Origin of the sequence: [Enterobacter] lignolyticus SCF1 (assembly GCF_000164865.1) — a bacterium.
In the GTDB taxonomy this organism is placed as follows: Bacteria; Pseudomonadota; Gammaproteobacteria; order Enterobacterales; family Enterobacteriaceae; genus Enterobacter_B; species Enterobacter_B lignolyticus.
This window is the reverse complement of sequence record NC_014618.1, coordinates 435,149-450,537: the sequence shown is the minus strand read 5'-3', so window position 1 is coordinate 450,537 and position 15,389 is coordinate 435,149. Positions and strand designations below refer to the sequence as shown.

Sequence of the window (15,389 nt, the reverse complement as noted above, 5' to 3'; positions counted from 1 at the left end):
CAATCTGTGTGAGCACTACAAAGGCAGGTTCTTTAAGGTAAGGAGGTGATCCAACCGCAGGTTCCCCTACGGTTACCTTGTTACGACTTCACCCCAGTCATGAATCACAAAGTGGTAAGCGCCCTCCCGAAGGTTAAGCTACCTACTTCTTTTGCAACCCACTCCCATGGTGTGACGGGCGGTGTGTACAAGGCCCGGGAACGTATTCACCGTGACATTCTGATTCACGATTACTAGCGATTCCGACTTCATGGAGTCGAGTTGCAGACTCCAATCCGGACTACGACATACTTTATGAGGTCCGCTTGCTCTCGCGAGGTCGCTTCTCTTTGTATATGCCATTGTAGCACGTGTGTAGCCCTGGTCGTAAGGGCCATGATGACTTGACGTCATCCCCACCTTCCTCCAGTTTATCACTGGCAGTCTCCTTTGAGTTCCCGGCCTAACCGCTGGCAACAAAGGATAAGGGTTGCGCTCGTTGCGGGACTTAACCCAACATTTCACAACACGAGCTGACGACAGCCATGCAGCACCTGTCTCACGGTTCCCGAAGGCACTAAGGCATCTCTGCCGAATTCCGTGGATGTCAAGACCAGGTAAGGTTCTTCGCGTTGCATCGAATTAAACCACATGCTCCACCGCTTGTGCGGGCCCCCGTCAATTCATTTGAGTTTTAACCTTGCGGCCGTACTCCCCAGGCGGTCTATTTAACGCGTTAGCTCCGGAAGCCACTCCTCAAGGGAACAACCTCCAAATAGACATCGTTTACGGCGTGGACTACCAGGGTATCTAATCCTGTTTGCTCCCCACGCTTTCGCACCTGAGCGTCAGTCTTCGTCCAGGGGGCCGCCTTCGCCACCGGTATTCCTCCAGATCTCTACGCATTTCACCGCTACACCTGGAATTCTACCCCCCTCTACGAGACTCAAGCCTGCCAGTTTCGAATGCAGTTCCCAGGTTGAGCCCGGGGATTTCACATCCGACTTGACAGACCGCCTGCGTGCGCTTTACGCCCAGTAATTCCGATTAACGCTTGCACCCTCCGTATTACCGCGGCTGCTGGCACGGAGTTAGCCGGTGCTTCTTCTGCGAGTAACGTCAATCACTGCGGTTATTAACCACAATGCCTTCCTCCTCGCTGAAAGTACTTTACAACCCGAAGGCCTTCTTCATACACGCGGCATGGCTGCATCAGGCTTGCGCCCCATTGTGCAATATTCCCCACTGCTGCCTCCCGTAGGAGTCTGGACCGTGTCTCAGTTCCAGTGTGGCTGGTCATCCTCTCAGACCAGCTAGGGATCGTCGCCTAGGTGAGCCGTTACCCCACCTACTAGCTAATCCCATCTGGGCACATCTGATGGCATGAGGCCCGAAGGTCCCCCACTTTGGTCTTGCGACGTTATGCGGTATTAGCTACCGTTTCCAGTAGTTATCCCCCTCCATCAGGCAGTTTCCCAGACATTACTCACCCGTCCGCCACTCGTCACCCGAGAGCAAGCTCTCTGTGCTACCGTTCGACTTGCATGTGTTAGGCCTGCCGCCAGCGTTCAATCTGAGCCATGATCAAACTCTTCAATTTAAAAGTTTGATGCTCTTAGAATTAAACTTCGTAATGAATTACGTGTTCACTCCAGAGACTTGGTATTCATTTAGTGTCCGAGGACATTAAGAATCCATGTCACTTTGAGTGCCCACACAGATTGTCTGATAAATTGTTAAAGAGCAGTTGCGACGCGCTTCAGCGCTCTGTCGCGAGGTGGCGTATATTACGCTTTCCTCTTTCAGAGTCAACCCTGATTTTCAGGATTTTTTCTCTTCGTTGCTACGACCATCTGGTGAAGTGTTTCACGTTGTCGTCTCAACGGAGGCGCATTATAGGGATCCCAGTTTTTAGCACAAGTGTTTTTTAGATCTTTTTTTCCAACTGCTGTTTTTTCACTCTTTTTGCTGCGATCCCGTACGATCTGCTTATTTTTTGAGGCGAATCCCGCCCTTATAAGGCGATAATACCCTTCTGAGCGATCGTAATTGAGGTAATCATGTCTGCAAATATCCGTCCCTATAAAACCATATGCCCCACTCTGGGCCAGCGCATAATGATCGACGCCACCAGCGTCGTCATTGGCGACGTCCGTCTTGCCGACGATGTCAGTATCTGGCCGTTGGTCGCGATTCGCGGCGACGTTAACTATGTCGGGATCGGTCCTCGCACCAATATTCAGGATGGCAGCGTTCTGCACGTGACCCACAAATCCTCTTATAACCCTGAAGGTAACCCGCTGGTTATCGGCGCCGACGTCACCGTTGGACACAAGGTCATGCTGCACGGCTGCACCATAGGAAATCGGGTGCTTGTCGGGATGGGGTCTATCGTACTCGACGGCGCGGTGATTGAAGATGATGTCATGATTGGGGCAGGTAGCCTGGTGCCGCAAAACAAGCGCCTGGAAAGCGGCTACCTTTACCTCGGCAGCCCAGTAAAACAGATCAGGCCGTTAAGAGACGACGAACGGGAGGGGTTGAAATACTCGGCGAACAACTATGTGAAATGGAAAGACGAGTATCTGGATCAGGACAACCAGATCCAGCCCTGATCGTCTTCGCAATTATCACGAATCGCCGCTTCCGCTTCATCCTCAAGATCCCAGCGATGAAGCCTGAAAGCCTCTAACCACTGTGCTGGCGTATCCCCACCGAAGCGATGCGCCAGCGTCACAGCGCCGACGGCGCAGGTCATCTGCATCCCGTTGACCAACGCCGGGAAGCAGATGCAATGCTTTTGCGCATCCCACATTTCTCGATCGGGAAACTGGATCGCCTGATTCATCGGGCAAGCTCCTGCCCAAGCGCAGCGATCACCGGCTCCGTCTGCGGCAAGACGCCATGCCACAGTAAAACCGCATGCGCCGCCTGGGCCACCAGCATACCGAGCCCGTCAGCACAATGTTTTGCCCCGTGCTGCTCACACCATGCAAGGAACGGCGTGGTTCCTTTCTGATAGAACATGTCATAACAGTAGACGGTCGGGTGGATCAGCGATGCTGGAATGGCCGGGACATCCCCGCTTATTCCGCTGGAGGTCGCATTAATGATGAGGTCGAATTCACACTCCGCCAGCGCCTCCATCGCTATCGCCCCGACGCTCCCCGTGTGGGCAAAGAGGTTCGCCAGCTCGCGCGCCCGGGAAAAGGTACGGTTGGCGATCGTTACCGCGCAGTTCAGCGATAAAAGCGGCAAAATGACGCCGCGCGCCGCGCCGCCAGCGCCAATCAGCAAAATACGGCAGCCCGGCCTGATAAAGGAGAGCCGTTCCAGGTCGCTTAGCAGGCCGATACCGTCGGTGTTGTCCCCCAGCAGGCGGCCATCCTCCAGACGCTTGAGCGTATTCACCGCTCCGGCGAGCGCCGCGCGCTCGGTCAGCTCATCGGCTCTGGCGAAGGCCTCTTCTTTAAACGGCACCGTCACGTTGGCGCCCTTGCCGCCCTGGCGAAAGAACGCATCAAGGGTATTCAGGAAATCATCCAGCGGCGCCAGTACGCGACCATAAGGATGTTCAATCTTCAGCTGCTGCGCAAAACACTGATGAATAAAGGGCGACTTGCTGTGAGCAATCGGGTTACCAAATACCGCGTAAGTTTCCATCGTATTACCCCTGGCGGAAGAGTTCGCCCGTCAGGGCATCGCGAATTTCAGAAGGGTTCAGGCGCCCTCCGGTTTCACCGACAACGACCGGAAAATGCTCACCGAACTGCGCAAGCACCTCTGCCGTTGTCCGGCACGGCGGGAGCCCGGTAAGGTTCGCGCTGGTGGAAACCAGCGGTTTGCCATAGGCCTCGCATAGCGCCACCACCAGCGGATGGTCGGTAACCCGTACGGCAAGAGAATCAAACTTGCCGGTAAGCCAGCGCGGCGTTTGCTCACGGGCAGGAAAGACAAAGGTGACCGGACCCGGCCAGCGGGCGAATACCGCCTCGCGCTGCGCCGGCGTCAGCACTGAGTCATCAATATAGGGCTTCAGTTGCTCAAAGCTCGCCGCGATCAGAATCAACCCTTTCTCGACGGGACGTTGCTTAAGCTCAAGCAGGCGCATGACCGCAGTTTCACTGTCCGGATCACATCCGACGCCAAATACGGCTTCGGTGGGATAGGCGATAACATTTTTATTGTTCAGCGCCGCAACGGCACGCGCGATGGACTCTGTTTGCAGGTTACTGTTCACTGATTTGTTCCGCCGGTATCGGCTTTCCACATTGTTTACTGGCACAAAAGCGCTTCACGCCCTGTGCCGTTTTCTTTTCAATAAGCAGCGGGTAATGGCACTCGGGGCACTCCCCGGCTACAGGCTTAGCGTTAATAACAAACTGGCAATCCGGGTAGCGATCGCAGGAATGGAAGGTTTTACCGAAGCGCGAACGGCGCTGAACCAGATGGCCCTCATGGCACTGCGGACACGCGATGGAGGTGTCGTCAGGCTTATCGATAAGTTCCGTATGCTCACACTCCGGGTAGCGGCTGCAGCCGATGAACATCCCGAAGCGCCCCTGCCTAAGCACCAATTCAGCGCCGCAGGCAGGACATAGCTGCCCCTCCAGAACCTTAACGATATGTCCGTCCGCCTGGCTCTTCAGGGGACGGACATAATCACATTCTGGATAATGGGAACAACCGAGAAACGGTCCGTGCTTACCGGACCGAATAACCAGTTCGGCCCCGCACTGCGGGCAGGGCTCATGTTTACGCACCGAAAACAGTGCTGATTTGGCCATAACAACTCTTGTAGCTGCAAAATTAGTGCAGCATACCTTCATTCACTTCGAAGAGTAACTCTTCCATTTGTTGATACGCATTTTCACAGCCCGGGATATTAAACAGAACCATCAGAATGACCCATTTCAGATCTTCCAGCTCAAATTCTGCGGTATCCAGCGCCATGACTCGCTCAATCACCATTTCACGCGTTTCGAGGTTCAGCACCTGAATCTGTTCCAGGAATAACAAAAATCCCCGGCAACTGGCATCTAACCTTTCACACTCTTCAGCCGTATAAATACGTACGGAGAGCGGATCCGAAGCGAGCTGCATCGGTTCGGCAAGGCCTTCCTGATAATCAGCTAACTTCTCAAGCCATAACAAAGCGTTATAAATGTCTTCCCGATCAAACCCCGCATCGGTAAGATCCCGTGTCAGTTTGTCCTGATCCACCCGCATTTCTGCTTCATTGTGGATATAAGTCTCAAACAAATACATGAGTACGTCGAACATGGCATGCCCTCCTTAATCGGACATAGCCGCCGGGTACAGCTGCGATCCATCCTGCTAACTCCAGTTCAAGCAGCTGGGCTACCGTTTCTGGCACAGGTTGGCCGGCACGTTCAGCGACAACGTCAACAGGTGTTACCTCATCTCCTACGTTAGCCAGGAGTGCCGGAAATGGCAATGCTACCTCTTCCGTATCTATGGAATAATTTGAGAATTCAGTCCTGTCTGGCAACCAGCGTAAACCATACTGCAAGCTTTCAAGAATCTCCTCCGCCGACGTCACCGGCGTGGCGCCCTGCTTGATCAGCCAGTGCGGTCCTTCACAGCCTGGATTGCCCAGCGGCCCGGGGATCGCATACACCTCCCTTCCCTGTTCGGCGGCGATGCGCGCCGTCACTAAAGAGCCGCTTTTTATCGCCGCTTCAACCACCAGCACGCCCCGGCTGAGCCCGCTGATGATCCGGTTGCGTCGGGGGAAATGCGGCGCCCGTGGCGGTTGATCGAGAGGAAACTCCGACACCAGCGCACCGCCGCTGTCGAGGATGTGTTGGGCAAGCGATGCGTGACAGCGAGGATAGTGATGAAACAGGCCATTGCCGAGAACCGCAACGGTTTTACCGCCGACGGCCAGCGCGGCACGGTGCGCGACGCTGTCGATACCCCGCGCCAGCCCGCTGGTTATCGTCAGCTGATGCCTCGCCAGCGTTTCACAAAACACGCATCCCCAGCGTTCGCCATACCAGCTGTGATTGCGGCTGCCGACGACGGCCAGCTGCTGGGATGACAGCAGCTCCGGCGGCCCGGCGACAAAAAGCGCGGCGGGGTAATCGACGATAGCGCGAAGCGACTCGGGGTATAAAGGGTCCGTCGCCAGCAGCAGATGGCGATCGTGCGCATCAAGCCAGCGCAGCGTTTTTTCCACTGACGATTCAGGAAACGCCATAAACTGGGCAAACTGTTTTGCCGTCAGAGGGGCGTTTTCAGGCACCAGCTTCCCGGCTGCGGCTAAGGAAATGAGTTTTTCGGCAGCCTCACGCATCCGCTCGCCGTATAACCCATTGACCGACATTAGACGAATCCAAATTTCAGTGGGCGCCATCTCCCTCTCTCCTTGCCATAAGCGGCTCCGGCAATCCTTGCGATTGGTCAGTGATGCTGTCAATCAGAGGGGGATTTGTCTAGAATAGAGGTAATAATCTTTCCAACTCCTGAACTCAACTCTGGATAACTATGGCAGTTTTGCAAGTGTTACACATTCCGGACGAGCGCCTTCGCAAAGTCGCCGAGCCGGTACAAGAAGTAAATGCAGAGATTCAGCGTATCGTTGATGATATGTTCGAAACGATGTACGCCGAAGAAGGCATTGGTCTGGCTGCTACCCAGGTGGATATCCATCAGCGTATCATCGTTATCGATGTTTCTGAGGATCGCGAACAGCAGCTGGTCCTGATTAACCCTGAGCTGATTGAGAAAGACGGCGAAACGGGCATCGAAGAAGGCTGTCTGTCCGTCCCTGAACAGCGCGCGCTGGTGCCTCGCGCCGAAACGGTAAAAGTCCGCGCGCTCGATCGTGACGGCAAGCCGTTTGAATTAAACGCCGATGGCCTTCTGGCTATCTGTATCCAGCACGAAATGGATCATCTGGTAGGTAAGCTGTTTATCGATTATCTGTCCCCGCTGAAACAGCAGCGTATTCGCCAGAAGGTCGAAAAACTGGATCGCATGAAAGCCCGTGCTTAAGGACAAGAACTAACGTGTCAGAATCACTTCGCATCATTTTCGCTGGTACCCCTGACTTTGCAGCGCGTCATCTTGACGCGCTGTTGTCGTCCGGCCACCAGGTCGTCGGCGTGTTCACTCAGCCCGACAGGCCCGCGGGCCGCGGTAAAAAACTCATGCCAAGCCCGGTCAAAGTGCTGGCGGAAGAAAAAGGTCTGCCGGTTTTCCAACCCGTCTCGCTGCGTGCGCAGGAAAACCAGCAGCTCGTTGCCGCGCTCAATGCCGACGTTATGGTTGTGGTGGCCTATGGCCTGATTCTGCCTAAAGCCGTGCTGGATATGCCGCGCCTGGGCTGCATCAACGTTCATGGTTCGCTGCTGCCGCGCTGGCGCGGCGCGGCGCCAATTCAGCGTTCGCTGTGGGCTGGCGACGCCGAAACCGGCGTGACCATCATGCAGATGGATGTTGGTCTGGACACCGGCGATATGCTCTACAAGCTGTCCTGCCCGATTACCGCCCAGGACACCAGCGCGACGCTGTATGACAAACTGGCCGAACTGGGGCCGCAGGGGCTTATCGCCACGCTAAAACAGCTGGCGGAGGGCGCAACGCGACCCGAAGTTCAGGATGAATCACAGGTTACCTATGCGGAGAAGCTGAGCAAAGAGGAAGCCCGCGTCGACTGGACGCTTTCCGCGGCTCAAATTGAACGCTGCATCCGGGCATTTAATCCGTGGCCGATGAGCTGGCTGGAAATCGACGGTCAACCGGTAAAAGTATGGCAAGCGGCGGCGCTCCCGGGCCCTGTCAACGCCGAGCCGGGCACAATCCTCGACGCCAGCAAGCAGGGTATTCAGGTCGCAACAGGCGACGGTATTCTGAGTCTGCAATCGCTCCAGCCTGCGGGCAAAAAAGCGATGAGCGCCCAGGATCTGTTGAATTCACGCCGGGAGTGGTTTATTCCCGGTAACCGTCTCGCCTGATATTAATTATCTCTAAAGCCCGGTACTGCCGGGCCTTTTCATTTTTGCGCTTATGAAAAAACATCAAAACTTACGCAGCCTGGCCGCCCAGGCCGTTGAACAAGTCGTAGAGCAGGGCCAGTCGTTAAGCAACGTTCTGCCGCCTTTACAGCAGAAAGTCGCCGACAAAGACCGGGCGCTGCTGCAGGAGCTGAGCTTTGGCGTGCTACGCACGCTCCCACAGCTGGACTGGTTGATTACTCAACTGATGTCCCGCCCGATGACCGGAAAACAGCGCACCGTCCACTATCTGATTATGGTGGGTCTGTACCAGCTGCTGCATACCCGTATCCCTGCGCATGCCGCGCTCGCCGAAACGGTTGAGGGCGCCGTCGCTATCAAACGTCCTCAGCTAAAAGGGCTGATAAACGGCGTACTGCGCCAGTTCCAGCGTCAGCAGGAGGCGCTGCTGGCCGAGTTCGCGACCAGCGACAGCCGCTTCCTGCATCCGGACTGGCTGGTTAAACGCATCAGAAAAGCCTACCCGCAGCAGTGGCAGGCCGTTCTGGAGGCCAATAACCAGCGCCCGCCAATGTGGCTGCGCGTCAACCGCACGCATCATACCCGTGATGCCTGGCTGACTCTGCTGGAAACGTCCGGGCTTAAAGGGTATACCCATCCACGCTACCCAGACGCGGTAAGGCTCGAAACACCGACGTCCGTTCAGGCGTTGCCCGGGTTTGATGCCGGATGGGTCACCGTGCAGGACGCCTCAGCCCAGGGCTGTATGCGTTTTCTGATGCCGGAAAACGGGGAGACAATCCTCGATCTCTGCGCGGCGCCCGGCGGTAAGACCACCCATATTCTGGAAGTGGCTCCTGAGGCGAACGTTCTGGCCGTCGATATTGATGAGCAAAGGCTTTCCCGCGTGTATGACAACCTCAAGCGTCTGGGCATGAAGGCCGAGGTTAAGCAGGGTGACGGCCGCTATCCGTCGCAGTGGTGCGATGGGCGACAGTTCGATCGTATTCTGCTGGATGCACCCTGCTCCGCGACGGGCGTTATCCGCCGTCACTCCGACATAAAATGGCTGCGCCGCGACCGCGATATCGCCGAGCTTGCGCTGCTGCAGGCGCAAATTCTGGATGCCGTCTGGCCACACCTGAAGCCTGGCGGTACGCTGGTTTATGCGACATGCTCCATTTTACCGGAGGAGAACGCGGAGCAGATCGCGGCCTTCCTGAAGCGTACCGGCGACGCGGTACTCAGCGAAACAGGAACGCCGGAGCAACCCGGGCTGCAAAATCTCCCGGCGGCAGATGAAGGTGACGGCTTCTTTTACGCTAAGCTCATCAAACGGTAACAGGATAACGGGCGACGACTGATGAAAATTATCATTCTTGGGGCCGGACAGGTCGGCGGTACGCTGGCAGAAAACCTGGTAGGCGAGAACAACGATATCACCATTGTCGATACCAATGGCGATCGTCTGCGCAGCCTGCAGGATAAGTTTGACCTGCGCGTCGTTCAGGGCCATGGTTCACACCCGCGCGTCCTGCGCGAGGCGGGGGCGGACGATGCCGACATGCTGGTTGCCGTAACCAGTTCAGATGAAACGAACATGGTCGCCTGCCAGGTGGCCTACTCCCTGTTCAATACGCCAAACCGCATTGCGCGCATCCGCGCGCCGGACTATGTCCGCGATGCGGAGAAGCTTTTTAATTCCGATGCCGTCCCCATCGATCACCTTATCGCACCAGAACAGCTGGTCATTGACAGCATATACCGTCTGATTGAGTATCCGGGCGCGCTGCAGGTGGTTAACTTCGCCGAAGGCAAAGTGAGCCTCGCGGTGGTGAAGGCCTACTATGGCGGCCCGCTGGTCGGTAACGCGTTGTCGACCATGCGTGAACACATGCCGCATATCGACACCCGTGTCGCGGCGATTTTTCGCCATGACAGACCTATCCGTCCCCAGGGCTCAACCATTGTCGAAGCCGGCGATGAGGTCTTCTTTATCGCCGCCTCGCAGCATATTCGCGCGGTGATGAGCGAGCTCCAGCGTCTCGAAAAACCGTATAAGCGGATTATGCTGGTCGGCGGAGGGAACATCGGGGCAGGGCTCGCGCGTCGTCTTGAAAAAGACTATAGCGTGAAGCTTATCGAGCGCGATCAGCAGCGGGCATCTGAGCTGGCTGAAAAATTGCAGAATACCATCGTCTTCTACGGTGATGCGTCGGATCAGGAGCTGCTGGCAGAAGAGCATATCGATCAGGTCGATCTGTTTATCGCCGTCACCAACGATGACGAGGCCAATATTATGTCCGCCATGCTCGCCAAGCGCATGGGCGCCAAGAAGGTGATGGTACTCATCCAGCGTCGCGCCTATGTAGACCTGGTGCAGGGCAGCGTCATTGATATTGCTATCTCGCCTCAGCAGGCAACCATTTCGGCTCTGCTGAGCCACGTACGTAAAGCGGATATCGTCGGCGTGTCTTCGCTTCGGCGCGGCGTCGCTGAGGCCATCGAAGCGGTGGCCCACGGCGACGAAAGCACGTCACGCGTGGTTGGCCGGGTTATCGACGATATTAAGCTGCCGCCGGGTACGATTATTGGCGCCGTCGTACGGGGTAATGAGGTTCTTATTGCGAACGATAATTTGCGTATCGAGCAGGGCGATCATGTAATTATGTTCCTGACGGATAAAAAATTTATTACCGACGTCGAGCGGCTTTTCCAGCCAAGCCCCTTCTTCCTGTAATTCCCCAGGGCGCCCCAACGGCGCCCTTTTTATTAACCCCTGAAATATGAAGGGGTTAATAATTATCTGCTGAGCAACGCTGTGTAATGGAAAATGACTAAACATTTGTTAAACTAATAAATGTCAGCAGGTTCAAGGAGAATAAAATGAGCTTTATTAAAGAGTTTCGCGAATTCGCGATGCGTGGAAATGTTGTCGACCTGGCGGTGGGTGTCATTATCGGCGCAGCATTCGGTAAGATTGTCTCGTCGCTGGTTGCCGATATTATTATGCCGCCGCTCGGGCTTCTGATTGGCGGTGTAGACTTCAAACAGTTCGCCATCACGCTACGCGCAGCGCAGGGAGATGTACCGGCCGTCGTCATGCACTATGGCGTATTTATTCAGAATATTTTTGATTTCGTCCTCGTCGCCTTCGCCATCTTTATGGCAATTAAGCTGATGAACCAGCTCAACCGTAAAAAAGAAGAGCCCGCAGCCGCGGCAGCGCCGTCAAAAGAAGAAGTTCTGCTTACCGAGATTCGCGATCTGCTGAAAGAACAAAACAAGCGTTCGTAATCAGGCCGCAGAAAGCAGAAGGCCAGTGGTAAAAAAGCGAATCACTTTCTTGCCACTGGCCTCCCAGTTACCCCGGTTACCTTGTTTTCCTTTGCGCTGATAGCTTCCTTTCCCCTTCTTATTTTTCTCCACGCGCTGTCGAAACAGCGGATCGTGCAATAACGCTTCTATCGCATTATCCTTAATTTGCCCTTTGGTGTGCTGATACCGGCTCATGGTGTCTCCAGATGTGAGTGTAAATCGCCGCGAGTGTAGTCCTGGGTCTGAAAATAATCAACACCCAGGTTTGCTGGTTTCCGCGCCCTGCTCAAGGGCTTCAAGAATCGAGCAGTAAACGCTGCTGTGCGCGGTGCCGCAGCAGGCGTCGTTCAGTCGCTGCAGCGAGCGCCGCATCGTTTGTAATTCTTCAATACGCGCTTCCACTTCGCTTAGCCGTGCCTGAACGATCCCTTTCGACTCCTGACAGGTATGATGTTCAGGATCGATACGGATCGACAATAATTCGCGGATCGCCTCAAGGGTAAATCCGAGCTGACGGCCGTGACGGATAAAACGCAAGCGCTGCAGGTCGCTGTCCGTATACAGGCGAAAGCCGCCTTCGGTGCGAATATCATGATCCATCATCTGCTGCTTTTCGTAATAACGAATGGTATCCGGCGTTACGCCCGCCAGCTTCGCCAGTTCGCCAATGCGATACATAGTATTACTCCTCGGAGATTTTATGCGTGAGCTTATCAGCATACGCGCCATGAAGAAAATCCGTACTCAGCCCGGCCTGCCGCAGCTTCACTTCAAGCAGCGTCAGACGTTTGCTGACCTCCTGGTACCGCGGATCTTCCCGTCGAATACCCTTCAGTATGTCGAGTAACTCGATCGCTTCTTTGCGTTGTTCAAGCTCCGGTGGCAAACAGCCGGAATTTTTGAGCAACCGATAGCCCGCGCGCAGTTCGATAGGGACATGGGAATCATCATCCAGCGCCAGCGGTTCACCGCTGCCGGGAAGATTATTCAGCTCGCCCTTGCGCATAGCATCAACGATATGACGTTCCGCCCACTGGTCGAGCAACCACATGGCAACACCCCGAGGTGAACAAAAAGAATACAGATATTGTAGGTAAGTGGGGGCTCTGAGGATATAAAAAAACCCGCCGGGGCGGGTTTTTTTAATTCACTGCAGATTACTCTGCAGCTGCTTCTGCTTTCGGCTCAGCACGATCAACCAGCTCGATGTATGCCATCGGCGCGTTGTCGCCTGCACGGAAGCCACACTTCAGAATGCGAGTGTAACCACCGGCGCGGCTCGCGAAACGCGGGCCCAGCTCGTTAAACAGTTTTGCCACGATCTCGTTATCACGAGTACGGGCGAATGCCAGACGACGATTAGCAACGCTATCAGTCTTGGCAAGAGTAATCAGCGGCTCAACTACGCGACGCAGCTCTTTCGCTTTAGGCAGGGTCGTCTTGATGATCTCATGACGAACCAGTGAACCTGCCATATTGCGGAACATAGCCTGGCGATGGCTGCTGTTGCGGTTCAGTTGACGACCACTCTTACGATGGCGCATGACCTTATCCTTCTCAGTAAAACCTTAACCTGTGATCCGGTTACTCGTCAGCAATGCTTGCCGGCGGCCAGTTTTCCAGGCGCATGCCCAGAGACAGACCACGAGAGGCCAGCACGTCTTTAATCTCGGTAAGAGATTTTTTACCCAGGTTCGGCGTTTTCAGCAACTCAACCTCGGTACGCTGTACCAGATCACCGATATAGTGGATAGCTTCTGCCTTGAGGCAGTTAGCAGAGCGGACAGTCAATTCCAGATCGTCAACAGGGCGCAGCAGGATCGGATCGAATTCTGGTTTCTCTTCTTTCACTTCCGGCTGACGTACATCACGTAAGTCAACGAAAGCTTCCAGTTGTTCTGCCAGGATGGTTGCCGCACGACGAATCGCCTCTTCAGGATCGATTGTGCCGTTGGTTTCCATTTCGATGACCAGCTTGTCCAGGTCGGTACGCTGTTCTACACGCGCAGCTTCAACATTGTAGGCAATACGCTCTACAGGGCTGTAGCAGGCGTCGACCAGCAGACGGCCGATTGGGCGCTCATCTTCTTCCGAATGAATTCGGGCAGAAGCCGGCACATAACCGCGACCGCGCTGAACTTTGATACGCATATTGATAGATGCGTTCTCATCAGTCAGGTGGCAGATCACGTGCTGCGGCTTGACGATTTCGACATCACCGTCGTGGGTAATGTCGGCTGCAGTCACAGGGCCAATGCCAGATTTATTCAGAGTAAGAATAACTTCATCTTTGCCCTGAACTCTCACCGCCAGCCCTTTCAGGTTGAGCAGGATTTCAAGGATATCTTCCTGAACGCCTTCTTTGGTGCTGTACTCGTGCAGTACACCATCAATCTCAACCTCGGTCACCGCGCAACCCGGCATCGATGAGAGCAGAATACGGCGCAGTGCGTTACCCAGAGTATGGCCGAAGCCACGCTCTAAAGGCTCAAGGGTCACCTTGGCGTGCGTCGAACTCACTTGCTCGATATCGACCAGGCGCGGTTTTAGAAACTCTGTCACAGAACCCTGCATTGTGTCCTCTCTTTGGTACTAAGCTTTACTTGGAGTAAAGCTCGACGATCAGGTGTTCGTTAATGTCCGCAGACAGATCAGAACGCTCCGGCTGACGCTTGAACGTACCTTCCATCTTGCCAGCATCAACTTCCAGCCAGGTTGGCTTTTCACGCTGCTCAGCCAGCTCCAGAGCGGCTTTCACGCGAGATTGCTTTTTCGCTTTCTCACGAACGCTGACAACGTCATTCGCTTTAACCTGATAAGAAGCGATGTTAACAACACGACCGTTTACCATAATTGCTTTGTGGCTAACCAGCTGGCGTGCTTCTGCACGAGTGGCGCCGAAGCCCATACGGTATACAACGTTGTCCAGACGACCTTCCAGCAGAGCCAACAGGTTTGCACCGGTGTTGCCTTTCAGACGTGCTGCTTCTTTGTAGTAGTTACGGAACTGACGCTCCAGCACACCGTAGATACGGCGAACTTTTTGCTTTTCACGCAACTGCACACCATAGTCAGACAGACGCGGTTTACGCGCACCGTGCTGGCCAGGAGCTTGTTCAATTTTACACTTGGTATCGATCGCGCGAACGCCAGACTTAAGGAATAAGTCGGTGCCCTCACGACGGCTCAGCTTGAGCTTAGGACCCAAATATCTTGCCATTTTCTTTCTCCAACAAACCTGGAAAACGAAGCGTTATACGCGACGTTTCTTCGGCGGACGACAACCGTTATGAGGGATCGGAGTCACATCAGTAATGTTAGTGATGCGGAAACCAGCGGCGTTCAGAGCACGAATAGTAGATTCGCGGCCTGGACCCGGACCTTTAACCATAACTTCCAGATTCTTGATACCGTATTCTTTAACGGCATCTGCACAACGCTCTGCAGCAACCTGAGCTGCGAACGGAGTGGATTTGCGAGAACCACGGAAACCGGAACCACCGGCTGTTGCCCAACCCAATGCGTTACCCTGACGATCAGTAATAGTAACGATGGTGTTGTTGAAAGAAGCATGGATATGAGCCACGCCGTCAGAGACTTGCTTTCTTACACGTTTACGTGCACGAATTGGTGCCTTTGCCATTATTCAATCACCCCGATTATTTCTTGATCGGTTTGCGCGGACCCTTACGGGTACGTGCGTTGGTCTTGGTACGCTGACCGCGAACCGGGAGACCACGACGATGACGCAAACCGCGATAGCAACCAAGATCCATCAGGCGCTTGATGCTCATGCTAATTTCACGGCGCAGATCACCTTCAACGACAAATTTGGCAACTTCGTCACGCAGCGTGTCGATTTGTCCTTCAGACAGCTCACTGATCTTAACATTTTCAGCGATACCCGCAGCAGCCAGGATGGCTTTAGAACGGGTCTTGCCGACGCCGTAGATCGAAGTTAATGCGATCACAGCATGTTTCTGATCAGGAATGTTAATGCCTGCTATACGGGCCACTATGCACTCCTACTATTTAATATGTACGCACCATGCTGAAAAGCCCGTTTTCAGGATACTCAAATGGAAACGTACAGACATACAAAAGATTGGC

20 protein-coding genes and 1 rRNA gene are annotated in these 15,389 nt (G+C 54.6%); 6 read left to right on the top strand and 15 right to left on the bottom strand.

Annotated elements, in window-relative coordinates; genetic code table 11:
* Positions 1-38 precede the first annotated feature (38 nt).
* Positions 39-1,579: ribosomal RNA gene (locus ENTCL_RS02175) — 16S ribosomal RNA — on the bottom strand.
* A 460-nt stretch (positions 1,580-2,039) separates the two neighbouring features.
* Between ENTCL_RS02175 and ENTCL_RS02170 the strand changes: the two genes are divergently transcribed.
* Positions 2,040-2,594: a gamma carbonic anhydrase family protein gene (locus tag ENTCL_RS02170; protein WP_013364470.1), complete on the top strand. Its 555-nt coding sequence runs from the start codon at positions 2,040-2,042 to the stop codon at positions 2,592-2,594.
* Here the strand turns inward: ENTCL_RS02170 and ENTCL_RS02165 are convergent.
* From ENTCL_RS02165 to dprA, 6 genes are read right to left on the bottom strand one after another with little or no spacing between them, the layout of a single operon-like run.
* On the bottom strand, positions 2,570-2,827 hold the full coding sequence (locus ENTCL_RS02165) for a DUF1488 family protein (RefSeq protein ID WP_013364469.1): 258 nt from the start codon (positions 2,825-2,827) through the stop codon (positions 2,570-2,572). The two genes, ENTCL_RS02170 and ENTCL_RS02165, sit on opposite strands and share 25 nt — an antisense overlap.
* A complete protein-coding gene (aroE, locus tag ENTCL_RS02160; RefSeq protein WP_013364468.1) occupies positions 2,824-3,642 on the bottom strand; it encodes a shikimate dehydrogenase in 819 nt (272 codons plus the stop codon). Before aroE ends, ENTCL_RS02165 begins: the two co-directional genes overlap by 4 nt.
* Before the next feature lie 4 nt (positions 3,643-3,646).
* The gene (gene tsaC, locus ENTCL_RS02155) at positions 3,647-4,219 is read right to left on the bottom strand and encodes an L-threonylcarbamoyladenylate synthase type 1 TsaC (RefSeq protein WP_013364467.1); all 573 of its coding nucleotides are present in this window, start codon (positions 4,217-4,219) and stop codon (positions 3,647-3,649) included.
* Positions 4,209-4,766: a DNA topoisomerase family protein gene (locus tag ENTCL_RS22550; RefSeq protein ID WP_013364466.1), complete on the bottom strand. Its 558-nt coding sequence runs from the start codon at positions 4,764-4,766 to the stop codon at positions 4,209-4,211. The genes tsaC and ENTCL_RS22550 overlap by 11 nt, the downstream gene beginning before the upstream one ends.
* A 22-nt stretch (positions 4,767-4,788) precedes the next feature.
* Positions 4,789-5,262: a DUF494 family protein Smg gene (smg, locus tag ENTCL_RS02145; protein WP_013364465.1), complete on the bottom strand. Its 474-nt coding sequence runs from the start codon at positions 5,260-5,262 to the stop codon at positions 4,789-4,791.
* The gene (gene dprA / locus ENTCL_RS02140) at positions 5,234-6,358 is read right to left on the bottom strand and encodes a DNA-protecting protein DprA (protein ID WP_013364464.1); all 1,125 of its coding nucleotides are present in this window, start codon (positions 6,356-6,358) and stop codon (positions 5,234-5,236) included. The genes smg and dprA overlap by 29 nt, the downstream gene beginning before the upstream one ends.
* A 131-nt stretch (positions 6,359-6,489) precedes the next feature.
* On the opposite strand from dprA, the gene def reads away from it, so the two are divergent.
* The 5 genes from def to mscL all read left to right on the top strand — a co-directional run bounded on the left by def (position 6,490) and on the right by mscL (position 11,258).
* Positions 6,490-6,999: a peptide deformylase gene (def, locus tag ENTCL_RS02135; RefSeq protein WP_013364463.1), complete on the top strand. Its 510-nt coding sequence runs from the start codon at positions 6,490-6,492 to the stop codon at positions 6,997-6,999.
* A 14-nt stretch (positions 7,000-7,013) separates the two neighbouring features.
* Positions 7,014-7,961: a methionyl-tRNA formyltransferase gene (gene fmt / locus ENTCL_RS02130; RefSeq protein ID WP_013364462.1), complete on the top strand. Its 948-nt coding sequence runs from the start codon at positions 7,014-7,016 to the stop codon at positions 7,959-7,961.
* Between the two features lie 52 nt (positions 7,962-8,013).
* Complete coding sequence (rsmB, locus tag ENTCL_RS02125) at positions 8,014-9,303, top strand: 16S rRNA (cytosine(967)-C(5))-methyltransferase RsmB (RefSeq protein ID WP_013364461.1); 1,290 nt, start codon at positions 8,014-8,016, stop codon at positions 9,301-9,303.
* Between the two features lie 21 nt (positions 9,304-9,324).
* Positions 9,325-10,701, top strand: coding sequence for a Trk system potassium transporter TrkA (trkA, locus tag ENTCL_RS02120; protein ID WP_013364460.1), 1,377 nt, complete (start codon positions 9,325-9,327; stop codon positions 10,699-10,701).
* A 146-nt stretch (positions 10,702-10,847) separates the two neighbouring features.
* Positions 10,848-11,258: a large-conductance mechanosensitive channel protein MscL gene (gene mscL, locus ENTCL_RS02115; RefSeq protein ID WP_013364459.1), complete on the top strand. Its 411-nt coding sequence runs from the start codon at positions 10,848-10,850 to the stop codon at positions 11,256-11,258.
* Here the strand turns inward: mscL and ENTCL_RS02110 are convergent, their stop codons facing one another.
* From ENTCL_RS02110 to rpsM, 8 genes are all read right to left on the bottom strand, one after another.
* Positions 11,259-11,474 carry an alternative ribosome-rescue factor A gene (locus tag ENTCL_RS02110; RefSeq protein ID WP_013364458.1) on the bottom strand — a complete coding sequence of 72 codons (216 nt, stop codon included), beginning with the start codon at positions 11,472-11,474 and terminating at the stop codon, positions 11,259-11,261.
* Between the two features lie 57 nt (positions 11,475-11,531).
* Positions 11,532-11,957: a Zn(2+)-responsive transcriptional regulator gene (zntR, locus tag ENTCL_RS02105; protein WP_013364457.1), complete on the bottom strand. Its 426-nt coding sequence runs from the start codon at positions 11,955-11,957 to the stop codon at positions 11,532-11,534.
* Positions 11,958-11,961: 4 nt separating this feature from the next.
* Positions 11,962-12,330: a DnaJ family domain-containing protein gene (locus tag ENTCL_RS02100; protein WP_013364456.1), complete on the bottom strand. Its 369-nt coding sequence runs from the start codon at positions 12,328-12,330 to the stop codon at positions 11,962-11,964.
* Between the two features lie 106 nt (positions 12,331-12,436).
* Positions 12,437-12,823 (bottom strand): 50S ribosomal protein L17, encoded by a 387-nt coding sequence (rplQ, locus tag ENTCL_RS02095; protein WP_002919206.1) that lies wholly within the window; start codon positions 12,821-12,823, stop codon positions 12,437-12,439.
* A gap of 40 nt (positions 12,824-12,863) precedes the next feature.
* On the bottom strand, positions 12,864-13,853 hold the full coding sequence (locus ENTCL_RS02090; RefSeq protein ID WP_002209013.1) for a DNA-directed RNA polymerase subunit alpha: 990 nt from the start codon (positions 13,851-13,853) through the stop codon (positions 12,864-12,866).
* Positions 13,854-13,878: 25 nt separating this feature from the next.
* Positions 13,879-14,499, bottom strand: coding sequence for a 30S ribosomal protein S4 (rpsD, locus tag ENTCL_RS02085; protein ID WP_013364455.1), 621 nt, complete (start codon positions 14,497-14,499; stop codon positions 13,879-13,881).
* 33 nt (positions 14,500-14,532) lie between these two features.
* Entirely contained in the window at positions 14,533-14,922 is a 390-nt protein-coding gene (gene rpsK, locus ENTCL_RS02080) for a 30S ribosomal protein S11 (protein WP_001029684.1), read from the bottom strand.
* A gap of 16 nt (positions 14,923-14,938) precedes the next feature.
* Positions 14,939-15,295, bottom strand: a complete 357-nt coding sequence (gene rpsM, locus ENTCL_RS02075) for a 30S ribosomal protein S13 (protein ID WP_013364454.1) — start codon at positions 15,293-15,295, stop codon at positions 14,939-14,941.
* Positions 15,296-15,389: the final 94 nt, after the last annotated feature.